Source organism: Streptomyces sp. NPDC058051, from assembly GCF_042885475.1.
Lineage (GTDB): Bacteria > Actinomycetota > Actinomycetes > Streptomycetales > Streptomycetaceae > Streptomyces.
Genome location: NZ_JBHVRW010000005.1, coordinates 36,894 through 52,258 on the forward strand (window position 1 = coordinate 36,894; position 15,365 = coordinate 52,258).

A 15,365-nucleotide genomic window follows, 5' to 3' on the forward strand; every position below is an offset into this window, starting at 1 on the left:
CCTGTTCTGCCCCTGGAACCATGAGCCGGACGTACGCGCATCACCGGAGAGGCCAGGACGTGGACGAGATTCGAGGCGACGAGATCCATGGCGGGACGGACGAGATCCGTGGCAGGGCGGAGGGAGCGGCTCCCGTTCCGCTCTCCGTGCTGGATCTGGTGACCGTGGGCCAGGGGCGCACCGCCACACAGGCCCTGCGCACCAGCGTGGACATCGCGCGGCTTGCCGAGCGCCGCGGATTCCACCGCTACTGGGTCGCCGAACACCACTCGATGCCCGGCGTCGCCTCCTCCTCGCCCGCCGTGATCCTCGCCCACCTCGCCGCGCACACCACGCGCGTCAGGCTCGGCTCCGGCGGCGTGATGTTGCCCAATCACGCGCCGCTCGTCATCGCCGAACAGTTCGGCACCCTCCAGGCCATGGCCCCCGGCCGCATCGACCTCGGCCTCGGGCGCGCCCCCGGCACCGACGGCGCGACGGCAGCCGCCCTGCGGCGGACGGACCGGCTGGGCGAGGGCGCCGACGATTTCCCGCAGCAGCTCGCCGAGCTGACCCGGTTCCTGGACGACGACTTCCCCGACGGCCACCCCTACGCCCGCATCCACGCGGTTCCCGGCCCGGTCCAGGCCACCGCCGAAGGAGGGGTCCAGTCCCCGGCCCGCCCGCCGATCTGGCTCCTCGGCTCCTCCGGCTTCAGCGCCCGGCTGGCCGGTGTGCTGGGCCTGCCGTTCGCCTTCGCCCACCACTTCTCGGCCCAGAACACGGTGCCGGCTCTCGATCTGTACCGGGAGTCCTTCCGGCCGTCCGCGGTGCTCGACGCCCCGTACGCCATGATCGGTGCCTCGGCCCTGGCCGCCGACGACGCAGACGAGGCCCGCCGCCAGGTGCTCTCCGGAGCCCTGTCCATGGTCCGCCTGCGCACCGGGCGTCCCGGCCTCGTTCCCACACCCGAGGAGGCGGAGGCGTACTCCTTCAGCCCCATGGAGCGGGAGTTCGTCGACAGCTGGCTGGTCAACATCATCCACGGCACGGCGGACGAGGTCCGTGCGGGCCTCGACGACCTGGCCAAGCGCACCGGCGCCGACGAACTGATGATCACCGCCAACGCCCACGGCGGCGAGGCCCGGCAGCGCAGCTACGAACTGATCGCGGACGCGTACGGGATGCCGACGGCCTGAGACCGGCCGTCGGCGCGTCGGCCGGCGTGTCGGTCGGCGTGTCCGCAGGCGCGGCTGCCCGCGCGTCGCGGACACGTCCGCCGACACGTCACGTCCGTTTGTCACGTCCGTCGACGTTGTCCGTGCGCGTCCGCCGGCCCGTCCGTGGCCGCGTCCGCCGGGGTCTCAGACCTTCAGGCTGCCGCCGCCGATCAGCTCGGCGATCCGCTCCGGGGCCACCGCCCGTGAGTACAGCCAGCCCTGACCGGTGTCGCAGCCGATCCTGCGCAGCCTCTCCGCCTGCCCGGCCGTCTCCACGCACTCCGCGGTCACGGTCAGGCCCAGGCGGTGCGCCAGTTCCACCATCGCCTCGACGATCGTCTCGTCCGCGGGGCTCGGCCGCTCGCCGTCGTCGTACCGGAAGCCGCGGACGAACGAGCCGTCCAGCTTCAGCACGGAGACCGGCAGCCGGCTCAGATACGCGAGGTTCGAGTAACCGGTCCCGAAGTCGTCGATGGCGATCCGCACGCCCATGTCGCTGAGGGCCCGAAGCGCCTGGAGCGGACGGCCCGCCGAGCCCATCACGGCGGACTCGGTCAACTCCAGTTGCAGCAGCCCGGGAGCCAGGCCCGTCTCGGCGAGGATCTCCGCGACATCGGTGACCAGGTCGGAGTCCCAGACCTGCCGTACGGCGACATTGACGCTGATGAACAGCGGCGGTTCGGCCGGGTGGTCGAGCTGCCAGCGCCGGGCCTGACGGCAGGCGGACCGCAGCACCCACCGGCCGAGCTGGACGATCGATCCGTCCTCCTCGGCGATCGCGACGAACCGATTGGGCGAGAGCATGCCGAACTGCGGGTGGTTCCAGCGGACCAGCGCCTCCACTCCGCGTACGACACCGTCGGCCATGCCGACCAGCGGCTGGTACTCGATGGTGAACTCGCCGCGCTCGACGGCGGGCCGCAGATTCGACGAGAGTGTCTGCCGGGTCATCCGGTGGGCGTTGCGCTCCGGGTCGAAGACCGTCCAGCGGCCCTTGCCGTCGGCCTTCGCCCAGTACAGCGTGGTGTCGGCGGCCTGCATCAGACCGGTCGCCGACGTGCCGTCCACCGGCCGCTCCACGACCCCGATCGAGGCCGAGACGGAGAGCCGCTGCCCGCCCAGGTCGAAGGGTTTCTGCAGCGCGGTGAGGACCGAGCGGGCCAGGTCGGTGACCGCTTGGGTACCGGGGGAGTCCTCGATCAGGATCGCGAACTCGTCGCCGCCCAGGCGCGCCACGAGAGGAGAACCGGAGCGGTGCGGGCCGTCCTGCGCCACACACTCGACGAGCCGTGCGCCGACGGCGGCGAGCAGCCGGTCGCCGGTCGGGTGGCCCATCGTGTCGTTGACGGCCTTGAAGCCGTCGAGATCGAGATAGCAGAGCCCGATCCGGCCGTGCCGGGGGACGCCCTCGTCATGGTGCGGCGGGTTCTCCAGGATGGCCGAGAGCCGTTCGAAGAACAGCGTCCGGTTGGGCAGCCGGGTCACCGGGTCGTGCATCTGGAGGTGGCGCAGCCGCTTCTGCAGCTCACGCCGGTCGCTGACGTCCGCGACGGAGAGCAGCACCCGGCCGGGCCCGGGGCCGTCGGCCCGTCCCGCCTCCGTTTCGGGCATCGGTACGACGGTGATCTCGGCCCACAGCGAGCGCCCCTCGGGGTGCTTGAGCTTGCGGGTGCACCGGAAGCGTGAACGGCGTCGGTGCAGCACCTCGCGGTACGCGCGCCAGGTGCGGCCGTCCGCCACGAGGTCGAGCAGATCGGCTGCCGACTGGGTGACCAGCGCCGCGGCGGAGAAGCCGAGGAGGCTGCCGAGGGCGTCGTTGGCGGCGACGACCAGGCCCTCGTGGTCGACGACGGCCATCGGGAGCGTGGCGGCGCGGAAGGCGGCCCGGTAGCCGTGCGAGCCGGATCCCTCGGTTCCGACCGGGGGCCACGGATGGTGACGCTCCGTGATTGACGGTCTGGTGGAATGAGCGGCTGTGCCCGCCGCGCGCCCCGGCCCTTCGGAGGTACCGCTCACCGCTCGCTCCCGCCGTGCAGTTCTGTCCTGAACAGGTGTGGCCGGACTGGCCCGCCGCGCGGGGTGCCGTCGTCGGAGGCGGTAACCACGCGGGAAAGCCTGGTGAAGCATAGAGGCTGGGGCGTCGGCCGTTCCAGCGCCGGAGCCTTCCGCGCCCCGCGTTCGCCCCACTTGGGTCAGTGTCATGGCGATCTGAATTGCCCGTGACTGATCGTTTCTGAGTGATTCAGTTCCCTCACGATTCCCTGGTGATTGATTGTGACTGTCCGTGAGGGTGAATGTCTCGGCGACCCGCTGACTCGACTGGGGCAGCTCAGCAGGACGAAAGACGTGAAGCGCCACAGGGTGGGTGAGGTGACCGCGTCTCGCACCCGGAGGTAGATGTGCCGCGCCAGCACGGAACCGGGGGAGTGGAGAGGCCGAGCCTGCGCGGCATGGCCGCCGCCGTGACCTCCCTGCTGGCACTCGCCGCCACCTCCCTGGTCGCCGGGCCCGCCGTGGCGGCCACCGGTGACGCGGGTCCGTGCGCACTGCCGCGGACCGAGGCGCACCACTCGCTCGGCGTGGAGGACTGGAACGAGGCATATCCCCGCCCGGACCACTCCCTCGACGCGGTCATGATCTTCGTGTCCTTCCCGGACCACCGCCCCACTGTTCCCCCCGGAGAACTCGCCGCCGACTACTTCCCCACCACCACCCAGTTCTTCCAGCGCGCCTCGTACGGGAAGTTCACCCTGCGCCCGCACCCGTTGCAGCAGTGGATCCAGATGCCGAAGGCGTCCGCCTGGTACGGCATACAGCGCGACTGGAACAACGAGCGGCGCAGCGCGTATCTGCGCGACGCCATCGCCGTGGCCGATCCGAAGGTCGACTTCTCCCGCTTCGGCATCGTCTACCTGGTCGCCGACCCGGACGCCCCGGGCGTCGACTCCGACGCCACCAAGGTCGTCAACTTCGATCAGCCGCTGCGCGCCGACGGTACGGACATCCGGCGCGTCGTCACCGTCTTCGAGCAGCACCCGCCGGACCACAACGTGCTGGCCCATGAGACCGGGCACGTCTTCGACCTGCCGGACCTCTATCACCGGCCGTCCGACGGCAAGGGTGACTGGGACACCTACGTCGGCGACTGGGACGTCATGGGCAGCCAGTTCGGCCTCGCGCCGGACCTCTTCGGCTGGCACAAATGGAAGCTGGGCTGGCTGGACCTCAAGCAGGTGGTGTGCGTCCAGCGCAGCCGGGACGTCACCCTGGAGCCGATGGCCGCCGTACCCGCGCACGGGGCCTCCATCGGCACCAGGCTCGCGGTGATCAGGACCGGCGAGGACAGCGCCGTGGCCATCGAGGCCCGCAGTGCGACCGGCAACGACCGGACGACCTGCACCGAAGGCATCCTGCTCTACCGGGTGCGCAGCGAAGTCCCGTCCGGCGGCGGCCCGGTCGAGGTCATCGACACCCACCCCCGCACCGACGCCTGCTGGGACCGGTCCGTCTACGCCCCGCTCGCGGACGCCCCGCTGCGGGTCGGCGAGACGTACAGCATCCCCGGCGCGCACGCCAGGATCGAGGTCGCCGGCCGGACACCGTCGGGTGCCTGGACGGTCCGGATCACCACCGGAACGTAGGCCGGGCACCTCGCCCCACGCACACGGGAAGGCGCGAAGGCTCTCGGCAGGCGCGGGCCCTCCGCCCGTACGAAGGAACCACGAAGAAGCCCCCTCACCTGGGTGAGGGGGCTTCTTCCGTCTGTGCGCCGCCAGGGACTCGAACCCCGGACCCGCTGATTAAGAGTCAGCTGCTCTAACCAACTGAGCTAGCGGCGCCTGCTGACGTCCTAGACATTAGCACCCTGATCGGCGGGAGGAAAAATCGGATTCCGGGCCGCCGACGAGGGTGACGGCCTGGTGACCCGTACACAGGCCCAGAGCAGCACGTCCGGGCCCGGCAGCCAGGGGGTGCGGGTGTCCGGCGCGACCACCCAGCGCGGGCCGGGGGCCGAAGGGGTGCAGGTCAGTGCCGGTACGGTCACCGCGTCCCCGGTGCCGTGGCAGAGCAGGGGCGGAACCTTGCCGTCGCCGCGGTCCCGCTCCAACGGGTCTGCGCCGGCCCGTGGTTCGAGGCCGCCGCCCCACTCCTCCCAGTCGAGCAGTGACGGCAGCCGCTGGGCCGTGCCGGGTGAGGCGAAGAGCAGCATCCGCCCGCGGTGGGTGGCGACGGGGCCGGATCCGGGGCCGTCCGTCCACAGGTGTTCCAGCATCCGGCGCCCGAAGAGGGTCGGCACGTTCACCACGTCGAAGGCGGAACCGCACGGCAGTACCCCCGGAGAGGAGGGGTGGGCCTCCCACTGGGCCAGCGTGCTGCGCGGATAGGCCGCGGCGCCCGCGAGCCAGGCGGCACCGGCCGCCGTGACCCGGTCCGCCCGGTTCCCGGCCCGGTCCCACAGGAGGGCGAAGACGCCGGCGCCGTGGTGGGGGCCGACCCCATGATGCGGGTGTGCTCTGTCTGGCAGCCGTGCGCTCATGTGCACACATCTACCGGGTGTGAGCGACCGGATTCCGAGAGTTGCGGGAAATCGGGACAGGGCGGGGCCGGGAGGCGTATCTTGCGCCCCCGGCATATGCCAACGGTGGTACCCGCTGTCTGTACGTCCGTATTCGCCGTGGGGCCGGTGCGGCGTGGGGGACGGGACCGGTGCGGTGTGCGGGACGGGGCCGGTGCCGGTGCCGCGGTCAGGGTGTGGAGCCGCCCAGCAGACCGCGGCCGAACTCGACCATCTTCTTGGCATAGTCCTCGGTCCACTCCGCACGCTGTGCGATGTCCGCGGTCGTCAGCCGGTCGAACCGGCGCGGATCGGCGAGCTGGGCGGCGGCCATCGCCTGGAACTCCACCGCGCGATCGGTCGCGGCACGGAACGCCAGGGTCAGCTCGGTGGCGCGGGCCAGCAGCTCTCCCGGATCCTCCATCGACTCCAGGTCGAAGAAGTGCTCGGGATCGGCGACCGCCGCCGACGGCTCGACGAGCAGAGGTGCGGGGCGCAGCCGCTGCTGCTCGTTCCGCTCGGGTTGTGCCATGTGGTGTTTCCTCCTTCGGCGGGCCTTCCAGCCACCCTCCATTCTCCAACGCCGCGCAAGTGCGTCGCGTGGATGCCACGGAACGTGGTGCACCGGCCGGTTGCGCCCGCCCGCACACCTCGCGCACCTCGCACACGAGGGGCAGCGCGCGGGCAGCACAGGGCGACGGACCATCGAAGGGACTCCTCGCACCTGCGGTGGCATAGTGGGGCCTCGCTGCCGCGCGGTCCGGCACCGGGCCGCACAGGTTCGAGAGCCGGGCGATCCACATCCGCACGCCGTACGCCGTGGCCGGTAGTGCCGTACCCCGTGACTCATTGGGCGCGCGATCGGAGAGCGACGGATGCCGAGTGGACTCATCGCGCTGGCTCTCGGCGGCTTCGGTATCGGCCTGACCGAGTTCCTGATCGCCGGGCTGCTGCCGCAGGTGGCGTCGAGTTTCGCGGTGTCCGAGGCGGCAGCGGGCTGGCTGATCTCCGGGTACGCGTTGAGTGTCGCGATCGGCGCGATCGTGCTGACCGCGGCGACGGCCCGGCTGCCCCGCAAAGGGATCCTGGTCGGCCTGGTGGCGTTGTTCGTCATCGGCAACCTGTTGTCCGCGACCGCGCCGAACTATTCGGTGATGCTGCTCGGACGGATCGTCGCGGCGCTGTGCCACGGTTCGTTCTTCGGTATCGGCTCGCTCGTCGCCCGCGGTCTGGTCGCGCCGGAGAGGAAGTCCCGCGCGGTGGCGGTCATGTTCGCCGGGCTGACGGTGGCGAACGTGCTGGGCGTGCCGTTCGGCGCGCTGGTCGGTGAACGCTGGGGCTGGAGAGCGTCCTTCTGGGCCGTCACCGGAATCGGCGTGCTCGCGCTGGCGGGAATCATCGCTCTCGTCCCGGGCCGGGCGGGCGAGACACGTCCGTCGGCCGTGACGGGTTCCTCCGGACCGGTACCGCCCAGCGGTCTGCGGGCGCAGTTTCGCGCGTTCCGGTCGTGGCAGGTCTGGCTGACCCTGGTGGCCACCGCGCTCAGCTATGGCGGGATGTTCGGTGCGTTCAGCTATATCGCCTACACGTTCACCGAGGTCGGCGGCTTCTCCTCGGCGGATGTCGTCTGGTTGCTGATGGTGTACGGCGTCGGTCTGGTCGCCGGGAATCTGATCGGCGGGCGGGCGGCCGACCGCGACCGTGACCGCGCCCTGGTCCTCGCTCTGCTCGGACTCACCGTCACCCTGGCCGTGTTCGGTCTGCTGGCGGGCAGCGCCATCGCGTCGGTGATACTGGTGTTCCTGATGGGGCTGTCCGGGTTCGCCAGTGTGCCCGGCATGATCACCCGCGTCACGGACTTCGCCCACGGGGCGGCACTGGCCGCCAGCGCCAACGTGTCCGCGTCCAATGTCGGCAACGCCCTCGGCGCCTGGCTCGGGGGCCTGGCCATCACCGCGGGCCTCGGCTACACCGCCCCGCTCTACGTCGGCGCCGGCATCGCCCTGACGTCCGTCGTCGTCATGGCCGTTGCCGCACACCGAGCCAAGTCGCCCGCGCGGCAGACCGGCCACTCCATGTGAACGAATGCCGGTCAGCACGCCGATGCCGGTCGAGAGCGCGGACAGCGGACCGGGCACGCGCTCCGTGCACGACCGGGCCGCCCCGGACCCCGGGCCCGATGGGGCGTCAGGGACGCCAGGACACGCGGTGGGCCTGCAAGTGGTCCCACGTGGTGAACATGGCGTCCCAGCCGTCCGGGAACTTCACCGTGACCCCCAGTTGCACCGGTTCCGTCGACGGGTGTTCGTCCAGCAGCTCCGCGACACCCGCCCGGCACACCATGATGCAGGCGTGCCGGTGACGCGAGGCCAGGACGCACAGCCGGCCCGTCTCCAGATGGAACGCCGTGGCGTCCGGGCGGCCGGACAGCGGGTGCAGAACCACCGTCACATCGAACTCGCGGCCCTGGAGCCGGTTCGCCGTGTCCACCGCCACGCCCGTCACACCCAGCTCCGCGAGCGCCGCCCGTACCGCCGCCGCCTGGTCGCGGTGGGCGGTGCCGACCGCGATCCGGTCCGCCGTCACCGGAACCGGACCGGGGGAGCGCTCGCTCGTCGCCACGCCGCCCCGGTCCAGGAGCCGGCGGACCACCAGGGCCACCGCCCGCACCGCCTCCGGATCGGTGCGCGGGGTGTGCCGGGCCGGGAGTTCGAGCAGACCCCAGCCGGACTCCGCGGCCTCGTCCAGCACCCTGTCCGGAGCCGAGCCGTCGGACGCGACACCGAACGACAGCCGCCGGTCCCCGTGGTCCGTACCGCTGCGGAAGGGGGTGTACGGGTAGAACGCGTCCGAGACGAGCGGCGCGGCGGAGGCGGGCAGCCGCCACGACACCGGCAGCCGGTGCTGCGGCAGCCCGGGATTGTGGGCGAGCAGGGTGGAGACGGCGCTCGCCGACGGGTCGTAACTCAGCCCCGCCCACTGGTCCGCACCCACGATCGAGAACGGGTCCAACTGGCCCGGGTCGCCGACGAACAGAGCCCGTTCGAAGAGACCGGCGACGGCCAGCAGTGCGTCCGAACGCATCTGGTACGCCTCGTCGACGATCGCGTGACCCCACGGCTCGACGTTCTGCACGTGCGCCCACTTGGCGGCCGTCGAGATGACGACGTCGAGCCCGGCGAGATCCGAGACCTTGGCCGACTTCCGCACGTTGGCCAGGCCGTCCAGCACCGGGTCGTACGGGTCGGAGTCGCTGCTGTGCAACCGGCCGACCGGCAGCTCGGGGTCCTTCTCGGCCAGCCGCATCACCAGGTCGTCGACCTGTGCGTTGGTCTGCGCGACCACCATCAACGGGTGTCCGGCCGCCGCGAGTTCGCGTGCGGCGCGCACCACGAGCGTCGACTTGCCGGCGCCCGGCGGGGAGTCCACCACGATGCCGCGTGACGTACCGCCCAGGGTGTCGGCGAGGATCGCGTCGGTCGCCCGCGCGGCCAGGGCGCCCGGGTCGGATACGGCCGTCACAGAAGGTCCTCCGGAGTCAGGGGATCGGGGCTCTCGGCCCGTGCGGCGGCGGTGCCCGGCGGCCCGCCGTGCGTCCAGGGCGTCTCCTCGGGGTCCGGCAGCTTCGGGCCCCCGCGCTGCACGTGCTCGAAGAGCGTCCAGGCGAACCGGTCGCCCGGCTCGGGCACCGAACCCGGGGCCGGCTCCTTGCCCCGGCCCATCCGGTCGGTGATCCGCAGCACCAGCGAGATCGCGTCCCCGTCGTCCGGCTCCGCCGCGTACGCCACGAACTCGGCGGTCTGCGGCTTGCCGTCCAGCGAGCGGTACACCTTGGTGCGCTCGCCGAGCTGCGGGCGCTCGTCCGTGCGGACCGTGACCAGCGGGCGGGGGGACGGGCGCTTCGACTCGCTGTACGCCATCTCCACCTCCGTCACCTCCGCGACGAACGCCTCACCGGCCAGCCGCCGCCCGGCCAGCACCAGCGGATCGTCCAGCGCCTCCTGCGCGTCCAGCTGCGCCTGTGCGGTCTCGCGCGAGGCCAGCTTCTGCGCCGCCGTCACCGCGTCGTCCCGGCGCGGCTGCGGCGGCTCGCCGGAGCGCACCCGGTCGCGGTGACCGGTGAACGACCAGCGGTCCCTGGTCCAGCGGTCCTCGGTCCGGGCACCCTCGGGCAGCTCCCGCAGCACATCGAGCCCCCGCCACACCGCGTCCCAGGTCGGCCGCATCACCCGGGCCAGCAGTGCCCTGATCTCCCGCTCCGCGGCGGTCAGCTCCGCGAGCCGGGCATCGGCCGCCAGACCGTCCTCGGCCGCCGCGAGCGAGCTGCGCGCCCGGTCGTACTTCTCGATGGCGGGCGCCAGCAGCCGGTTGTCGAACGCCGGGTCCGTGGCCGGGCCGGCAGGAGGGCAGAGCAACTGCCCCTCGCCGTCCCTCTCCAGCTCCGCCCGGAGTGCGGCCCGCGCCCCGGACCCGCCCGCCGGGGAGTCCACCCAGGCCAGCAGCGCGCCCAGATGCTGATCCTCCAGGCTGCTCTGCCCGGTCGCCCAGTGCCGGTTCAGCAGATCCGTCGCGGCCAGCAGGAGTGCGGAGCCCGGCACCCTGGCCCGCTCCCCGTAGTGCGTCAGCCAGCGGCCCAGCAGCGGGACGCGGGGCGGGGCGGGATACGGGGTGTCGGGATCGTCCTCGGCCGTGCGCCTGAACCGCATGGAACGGCCGAGCAGCCGCACGAAATCGATGCCCGCCCGGCTCGGCACGATCAACTGCGGTGCGTCCGCGCACAGCTCGACGTCGACCTTGACCTTCTTCCCGGTCTGCGGATCGGTCTCGCTCCGCTCGGCGGGCTCGACGACATCCTCGTACGCCTCGATGTGCGGCAGCACCGCCTCGGCCAGCTCGGCGAGGAACGTGAACCGCAGGTCCCGGTCGCGCGGCTGCGGAACGGCCAGCAGACGGGGCGCGTCCCGGTCGGTTCCGACGAGCGCGCCCAGGGGAGCGCCCGCCTCACCGGCGGTGGTCAGCGGCACCAGGACGAGGGGCCGGTCGGTGAGATGGCGGTGCCTGACCGTCGCCATCGGCTGGGCCCGGCCGCTCTCCACGGCCTCCAGCCGGGCCAGGGTGCTGATCAGTGACATGCCGCGCCGCCCTCCAGCGCCTCGGCGCGCAGCGACGCCGCGCGCCGCAGGGCCGCGACCGTGGGATCGGCCGGGTCGCCCTCCTTGCCCGTGGCGGCGGCCAGCACCGCACCCACCGTCGTCAGTCCGCCGAGCTCGCCCCGCACGCTCCGCCCCAGCGTCTCCACCGCGCCCGCCGTGCGGGCCTTCGCCCGGCAGTGGAAGGCCAGCTCGCAGGCGGCCAGGCACTCCGGGGCGTACGCCGCGTCGACCGACCCGACCGCCGCGTCCAACTGCTGCGGGGAGCACTCCGGATCAAAGGTGGTGCCCTCGGGCAGGGACGCCACGATGTCCTCGAAGAGGGTCAGCCTGGTCAGCTGGCGCCGGGTGACCGCACGCTGCTTGCGCACGTCGACGACCGAGGCGGTGGGCAGATTGGAGAAGTCCTTCGGGCAGACCAGCAGCACGCGGTGGCCGACCCGCGCGCCCTCGGTCCGCTCCGCGACCCGCTCCAGCGCCAGGACGTAGACGGCCGACTGCCGGGCCGCCGCACCGACCTTCGCCGCGTCGGCGGAACCGTCGACCATGGGGAAGGACTTGATCTCGATGACCGTCCAGGTGCCGTCGGGATGCACCACCACCGCATCCGGCTCCAGATAGGTGGGGGAGCCCGCCACCTCCAGGGCCAGCATCGGGTGGTCCAGCAGCGCCCAGCCACCCGCCTCGGTCGCCTCCCGCAGAGCCAGCGCCGTACGGGCCGCACGGCCCTCGGGACCGGCCGCGGTCAGATCGGGCACCAGGACCTCGCCCGGAGCCCCGGCATCGCCGCCGAAGTGCTCGGACAGCAGCCGCAACAGTTCCGTACCGCCGTCGGCCTTCACCCTGGCCTCGAAGGCGTTGCCCCGGACGAGAGCGAACTGCGACTGGCCGAAAGGGGCCGGTGAACCGAGCGCGGCGGCCAGCGCGCCCTTGTCCACCCCGGCGCCGTCCAGCAGGGCGCGGCGGCGGCAGCCCGGGTTGGCGGCGAGGGCGGCCAGCGCGCGGGCATCCAGCGGACGCGGCGCGACGGCCGGGCCGCGCAGCTCAGCGAGCCGCTGCCGGAGTGTCGTCCCCCGCTGCTCCTGCCCCTGCGCGGGCAGTGGCGCCGGCCCGGGGCGCGCGGCCGGCCGGGACGTCTGCGTCGGCCGATGCCGCGGCATCGATGGAATCTGCGGAGGTGGTCCGCTGGCCAGGGATTCGCTCACCCGCCGAAGTCTCGCATCCGGTACTGACAACCGGGGACTCCGTGACCCCGGCGAACCGCGGGAAGCGGGCCGCGATCCGGTTCCTGACCCGGTCGGCGACGCGCATCACCGGTCCGGCCAGCAGGGCTCCGGCGCCCATCACGGCAGCGCCCGCGACCGCGTCGAGGAAGTAGTGGTTGGCCGTGCCCATCACCACGAGCGTGGTGATCAGGGGATAGGCGATGCCCAGGGCCCGGACGAGCGGGTGCCGGGCGTGGCGCCAGATCAGGATTCCGCACCAGAGCGCCCAGCCGACGTGCAGGCTCGGCATCGCCGCGTACTGGTTCGTCAGTCCGCCCATGCCGCGCGGAGCACTCGCCTCGGTGCCCCACCAGCCGTAGGAGCTGTACTGCGCCATCGTGTCGACGAAGCCGTGGGCGGCGTCGAGCAGCCGGGGCGGGCAGGTCGGCAGCATGGTGAAGCCGATCAGGCCGAGCAGTGTCGAGGTCATCAGCCAGGTGCGGGCCCTGCGGTACACCGCCTCGCGGCGGCGGAACAGCCAGATCAGCACGACCGGGGTGACCACGTAGTGCAGGGACGCGTACGCGAAGTCGGCGGGTATGCCTATGGAGGAGTGGGCGGTCAGCAGCCGGTTGAGCGGGTGCTCGAAGTTGATGTGGAGCGTCTTCTCCAGGTGCAGGATGCGCAGGCCGTGGTCGACGGCCGTGGACACATCCCCGCGCACCACCAGCCGGCCCGCCGAGTAGGCTGCGTACACGAGAGCCAGCAAGGGCAGCTCGGTCCACCAACGGGGCCGCAGGCGCGGCACGTGCGCGGTGCTGGCAAGCTGCATCCGGAAGCTCTCCATCATGTGTTCATGCGACCGACGGCGGGCGTTCAACCGTACGGTGCGGGTCGGTCGTGATTCCCCCGGGGGTGCCTGTCGGATACCCCGTGTGTGTACGGAATTCTCCGCGCAGTGAGGGACGCCGGATCGGCCCCGGGGGTTGCCTTCGGAAGACGTGCGCGATGATGGGAAAAGCGGACGATCTGTTTCCTGTTTCGATCGTCGGCCTCACATCTCAGTTCAGTCTCAGGGAGAGCCGTCATGGCACCGCGTATCCTGCTCGCCCGGCACGGCCAGACGGAGTGGTCCGTCCGGGGCAATCACACCGGCAGGACGGACATTCCGCTGCTCGACACCGGCCGTGCGGGCGCCAAGCTCCTCGGTGAGCGGCTGCATCGCAAGCCGTGGGCGGACCTGCCGGGCCTGGAGGTCCGCACCAGTCCGCTGCTGCGGGCCAAGGAGACCTGCGACATCGCGGGCTTCGCGGACCGGGCCGAGCCGTGGGACGCGCTGCTGGAGTGGGACTACGGGGCGTACGAGGGGATGACCCCGGCGCAGATCAAGGCGGACCGTCCCGACTGGTTCATCTGGCGTGACGGGGTGCCCGAGGGGGAGACCCTGGCCGAGCTGTCCGCCCGCGCCGACGAGGTCGTCGCCTGGGCCCGCTCGGCCGACCGCGACGTCCTGGTCTTCGCCCACGGCCACATCCTGCGGGCGCTGGGCGCGCGGTGGCTCGGCGAGGACGTGTCGTTCGCGGCGCGCATCCGACTCGAACCGACGTCGCTGTCGGTGCTGGGCTGGGCCTACGGTGCGCCCGCGGTGGAACGCTGGAACGACACGGGGCACCTGGAGCAGTAGACCGGGCGGCGGCTGGCGGCCCTGGGGGCCCCTGGCAGCCGCGGCCGGTCCGTCGGTCCGCCGGTGCGCGGGACTCGGTCGGCCCCGTGGGGGCTATGCCTGAGAGGACTCCGCGTACCGCTCCAGGAATTCCCGCACCTCTTCCGTGCCCCGTCGCGGTGCCAGTACGTCCGCCGCCTCCGCCAGCATGGCCCGGATGCGCGTCGACCGGACCCGGTCCAGCAGGTCCAGCACCTGGTGGCCCGCCGTCGCCGCCTCCGCGGACCGGCCCGCCCGGGCGAGGTCCCAGGTCAGCTCGGCCCGGTACAGCGCGAGGTTCCGGGTGAAGTGCGGGTCCTGGAGCCGCGTCGCCCGCAGTGCGTGGCGGGCCGCCCGGGACCAGTCGCCCAGCGCCGACCAGCACTGCGCCTCCAGCATCTCCAGCTCCGCCTCCCGGAAGAAGGTCATCCACTCCGGATCGGCGTCCGACGGGCCGCGCCCGAACGCGGTGTGCGCCCGGCCGAGCGCCCGTTCACAGCCCGTACGGTCCCCGAGTCCCGCCCGGCCCCCGGCCTCCCGCAGGGCGAGCAGGGCCAGCAGCCGCGGCGAGCCCAGCGGCCGCGCCGCCCGCTGCCCTGCCTCCGCCGCGCGTACGGACTCGCGGGGCCGCCCCGTGTCCCTGGCCAGGAACGACGTGTTGCAGAACGCGTGCGCCTCCAGAGCCCCGTCACCCGCCAGCCGGGCCGTGGCCAGGGCCTCCGCATAGTGCGAGCGGGCGTCCTCGAACCGGCCCGAGTCATGGGCCAGCCAGCCCACCGAGATGGCCAGTTCGCCCGCCCCGGCGTGCAACCGGTCGGAAGTGGAGCGCTTGGCCACGGCCCCGGAGTCCAGCAGCGTGTACGCCGCCCGCAGCGGTTGGGACGCCCGGCGGTACAGGCTGTCACCGCCGTGCCGGTCGTCGAGCAGCCGGATCTGCCGCACCGCCTTCTCGACGGCGTTCACCTCGGCATCGCCGACCTGGTGCCGGGCGGGCGGGACGGCGGCGGCGGTGCCGCCGAGGCCGAGACCCAGGGTTGCGGCGGCCATCGTGGTGGTGCCGCTCGTCATGAATACGCGACGCAGCACGTCGCTCTCCTCGTCGGTGTCGCTCTGGAGCGTAGGGGGCGGTGGGGGCGGTGGGGCTTCGGCGGCGGTCCGTGGCCCCCGCCCGCGTACCGTTTCGCGCGGTGAGAAGCCCAGGCCCGCCAGGGTGGTGCCGGGGAACATGTGCAGGAAGACCCGCTCGTACGCGTAGTTGGGGCAGCGGATCTCGCCGGACTCCACGCGTCCGATGTACCGGGCGTCGCACGCGACCTGCTCGCCGATCTCACGGGCGGACCTGCGTACCGCGGCAGCGAACTCCCCGGCGGAGCGCGGTCCGCGCAGCCGCCGGAAGGCGAGGTTGGGAACTGCCCCTGACGACACCATGGCTGAGCCCTCTCTGGTGCAGCCGGGCTCCTGCTTCCGGTGTCCCGGCGAGCAAGAACGTACCGGGTGTGGCGCATCGCACATGCGGCGTTTGCCAACAAAGGGGATATCTCGCCCGCGATCCGC

The 15,365-nt window shown here is 72.6% G+C and carries 12 protein-coding genes and 1 tRNA gene; 4 read left to right on the top strand and 9 right to left on the bottom strand.

What is annotated here, in order from left to right; genetic code table 11:
- Positions 1-59 precede the first annotated feature (59 nt).
- Positions 60-1,178 (top strand): LLM class flavin-dependent oxidoreductase, encoded by a 1,119-nt coding sequence (locus ACFVUT_RS10270; RefSeq protein ID WP_389644942.1) that lies wholly within the window; start codon positions 60-62, stop codon positions 1,176-1,178.
- Positions 1,179-1,343: 165 nt separating this feature from the next.
- On the opposite strand, the gene ACFVUT_RS10275 is transcribed toward ACFVUT_RS10270, so the two are convergent.
- A complete protein-coding gene (locus ACFVUT_RS10275) occupies positions 1,344-3,215 on the bottom strand; it encodes a putative bifunctional diguanylate cyclase/phosphodiesterase (RefSeq protein WP_389644945.1) in 1,872 nt (623 codons plus the stop codon).
- Positions 3,216-3,625: 410 nt separating this feature from the next.
- Between ACFVUT_RS10275 and ACFVUT_RS10280 the strand changes: the two genes are divergently transcribed.
- Positions 3,626-4,840, top strand: coding sequence for a M6 family metalloprotease domain-containing protein (locus tag ACFVUT_RS10280; protein WP_389644948.1), 1,215 nt, complete (start codon positions 3,626-3,628; stop codon positions 4,838-4,840).
- Positions 4,841-4,964: 124 nt separating this feature from the next.
- On the opposite strand, the gene ACFVUT_RS10285 is transcribed toward ACFVUT_RS10280, so the two are convergent.
- From ACFVUT_RS10285 to ACFVUT_RS10295, 3 genes are all read right to left on the bottom strand, one after another.
- Positions 4,965-5,038, bottom strand: a tRNA-Lys gene (locus ACFVUT_RS10285).
- Between the two features lie 11 nt (positions 5,039-5,049).
- Complete coding sequence (locus ACFVUT_RS10290; RefSeq protein WP_389644951.1) at positions 5,050-5,736, bottom strand: hypothetical protein; 687 nt, start codon at positions 5,734-5,736, stop codon at positions 5,050-5,052.
- 208 nt (positions 5,737-5,944) lie between these two features.
- On the bottom strand, positions 5,945-6,286 hold the full coding sequence (locus tag ACFVUT_RS10295; RefSeq protein ID WP_389644954.1) for a hypothetical protein: 342 nt from the start codon (positions 6,284-6,286) through the stop codon (positions 5,945-5,947).
- Positions 6,287-6,629: 343 nt separating this feature from the next.
- On the opposite strand from ACFVUT_RS10295, the gene ACFVUT_RS10300 reads away from it, so the two are divergent.
- On the top strand, positions 6,630-7,835 hold the full coding sequence (locus ACFVUT_RS10300; RefSeq protein ID WP_389644957.1) for an MFS transporter: 1,206 nt from the start codon (positions 6,630-6,632) through the stop codon (positions 7,833-7,835).
- Between the two features lie 106 nt (positions 7,836-7,941).
- Here ACFVUT_RS10300 and ACFVUT_RS10305 read toward each other — a convergent pair whose 3' ends face one another.
- The 4 genes from ACFVUT_RS10305 to ACFVUT_RS10320 are packed head-to-tail and all read right to left on the bottom strand — an operon-like array spanning position 7,942 to position 12,941.
- The gene (locus ACFVUT_RS10305) at positions 7,942-9,276 is read right to left on the bottom strand and encodes an AAA domain-containing protein (protein WP_389644960.1); all 1,335 of its coding nucleotides are present in this window, start codon (positions 9,274-9,276) and stop codon (positions 7,942-7,944) included.
- Positions 9,273-10,886 (bottom strand): hypothetical protein, encoded by a 1,614-nt coding sequence (locus tag ACFVUT_RS10310; RefSeq protein ID WP_389644963.1) that lies wholly within the window; start codon positions 10,884-10,886, stop codon positions 9,273-9,275. The genes ACFVUT_RS10305 and ACFVUT_RS10310 overlap by 4 nt, the downstream gene beginning before the upstream one ends.
- Positions 10,877-12,064, bottom strand: a complete 1,188-nt coding sequence (locus ACFVUT_RS10315) for a hypothetical protein (RefSeq protein ID WP_389644966.1) — start codon at positions 12,062-12,064, stop codon at positions 10,877-10,879. The genes ACFVUT_RS10310 and ACFVUT_RS10315 overlap by 10 nt, the downstream gene beginning before the upstream one ends.
- Positions 11,949-12,941 (bottom strand): phosphatase PAP2 family protein, encoded by a 993-nt coding sequence (locus ACFVUT_RS10320; protein ID WP_389644969.1) that lies wholly within the window; start codon positions 12,939-12,941, stop codon positions 11,949-11,951. Before ACFVUT_RS10320 ends, ACFVUT_RS10315 begins: the two co-directional genes overlap by 116 nt.
- Positions 12,942-13,196: 255 nt before the next feature.
- On the opposite strand from ACFVUT_RS10320, the gene ACFVUT_RS10325 reads away from it, so the two are divergent.
- On the top strand, positions 13,197-13,793 hold the full coding sequence (locus ACFVUT_RS10325; protein ID WP_389644972.1) for a histidine phosphatase family protein: 597 nt from the start codon (positions 13,197-13,199) through the stop codon (positions 13,791-13,793).
- Positions 13,794-13,886: 93 nt separating this feature from the next.
- Here the strand turns inward: ACFVUT_RS10325 and ACFVUT_RS10330 are convergent, their stop codons facing one another.
- Entirely contained in the window at positions 13,887-15,239 is a 1,353-nt protein-coding gene (locus tag ACFVUT_RS10330; protein WP_389644974.1) for a tetratricopeptide repeat protein, read from the bottom strand.
- Positions 15,240-15,365 lie beyond the last annotated feature (126 nt).

Coding starts and splice junctions, on each gene's coding strand:
- ACFVUT_RS10290 (WP_389644951.1), bottom strand. CDS start 5,736: ATGAGCGCACGGCTGCCAGACAGAGCACACCCGCATCATGGGGTCGGC.
- ACFVUT_RS10330 (WP_389644974.1), bottom strand. CDS start 15,239: ATGGTGTCGTCAGGGGCAGTTCCCAACCTCGCCTTCCGGCGGCTGCGC.
- ACFVUT_RS10300 (WP_389644957.1), top strand. CDS start 6,630: ATGCCGAGTGGACTCATCGCGCTGGCTCTCGGCGGCTTCGGTATCGGC.
- ACFVUT_RS10320 (WP_389644969.1), bottom strand. CDS start 12,941: ATGCAGCTTGCCAGCACCGCGCACGTGCCGCGCCTGCGGCCCCGTTGG.
- ACFVUT_RS10315 (WP_389644966.1), bottom strand. CDS start 12,064: ATGCCGCGGCATCGGCCGACGCAGACGTCCCGGCCGGCCGCGCGCCCC.
- ACFVUT_RS10325 (WP_389644972.1), top strand. CDS start 13,197: ATGGCACCGCGTATCCTGCTCGCCCGGCACGGCCAGACGGAGTGGTCC.
- ACFVUT_RS10310 (WP_389644963.1), bottom strand. CDS start 10,886: ATGTCACTGATCAGCACCCTGGCCCGGCTGGAGGCCGTGGAGAGCGGC.
- ACFVUT_RS10295 (WP_389644954.1), bottom strand. CDS start 6,286: ATGGCACAACCCGAGCGGAACGAGCAGCAGCGGCTGCGCCCCGCACCT.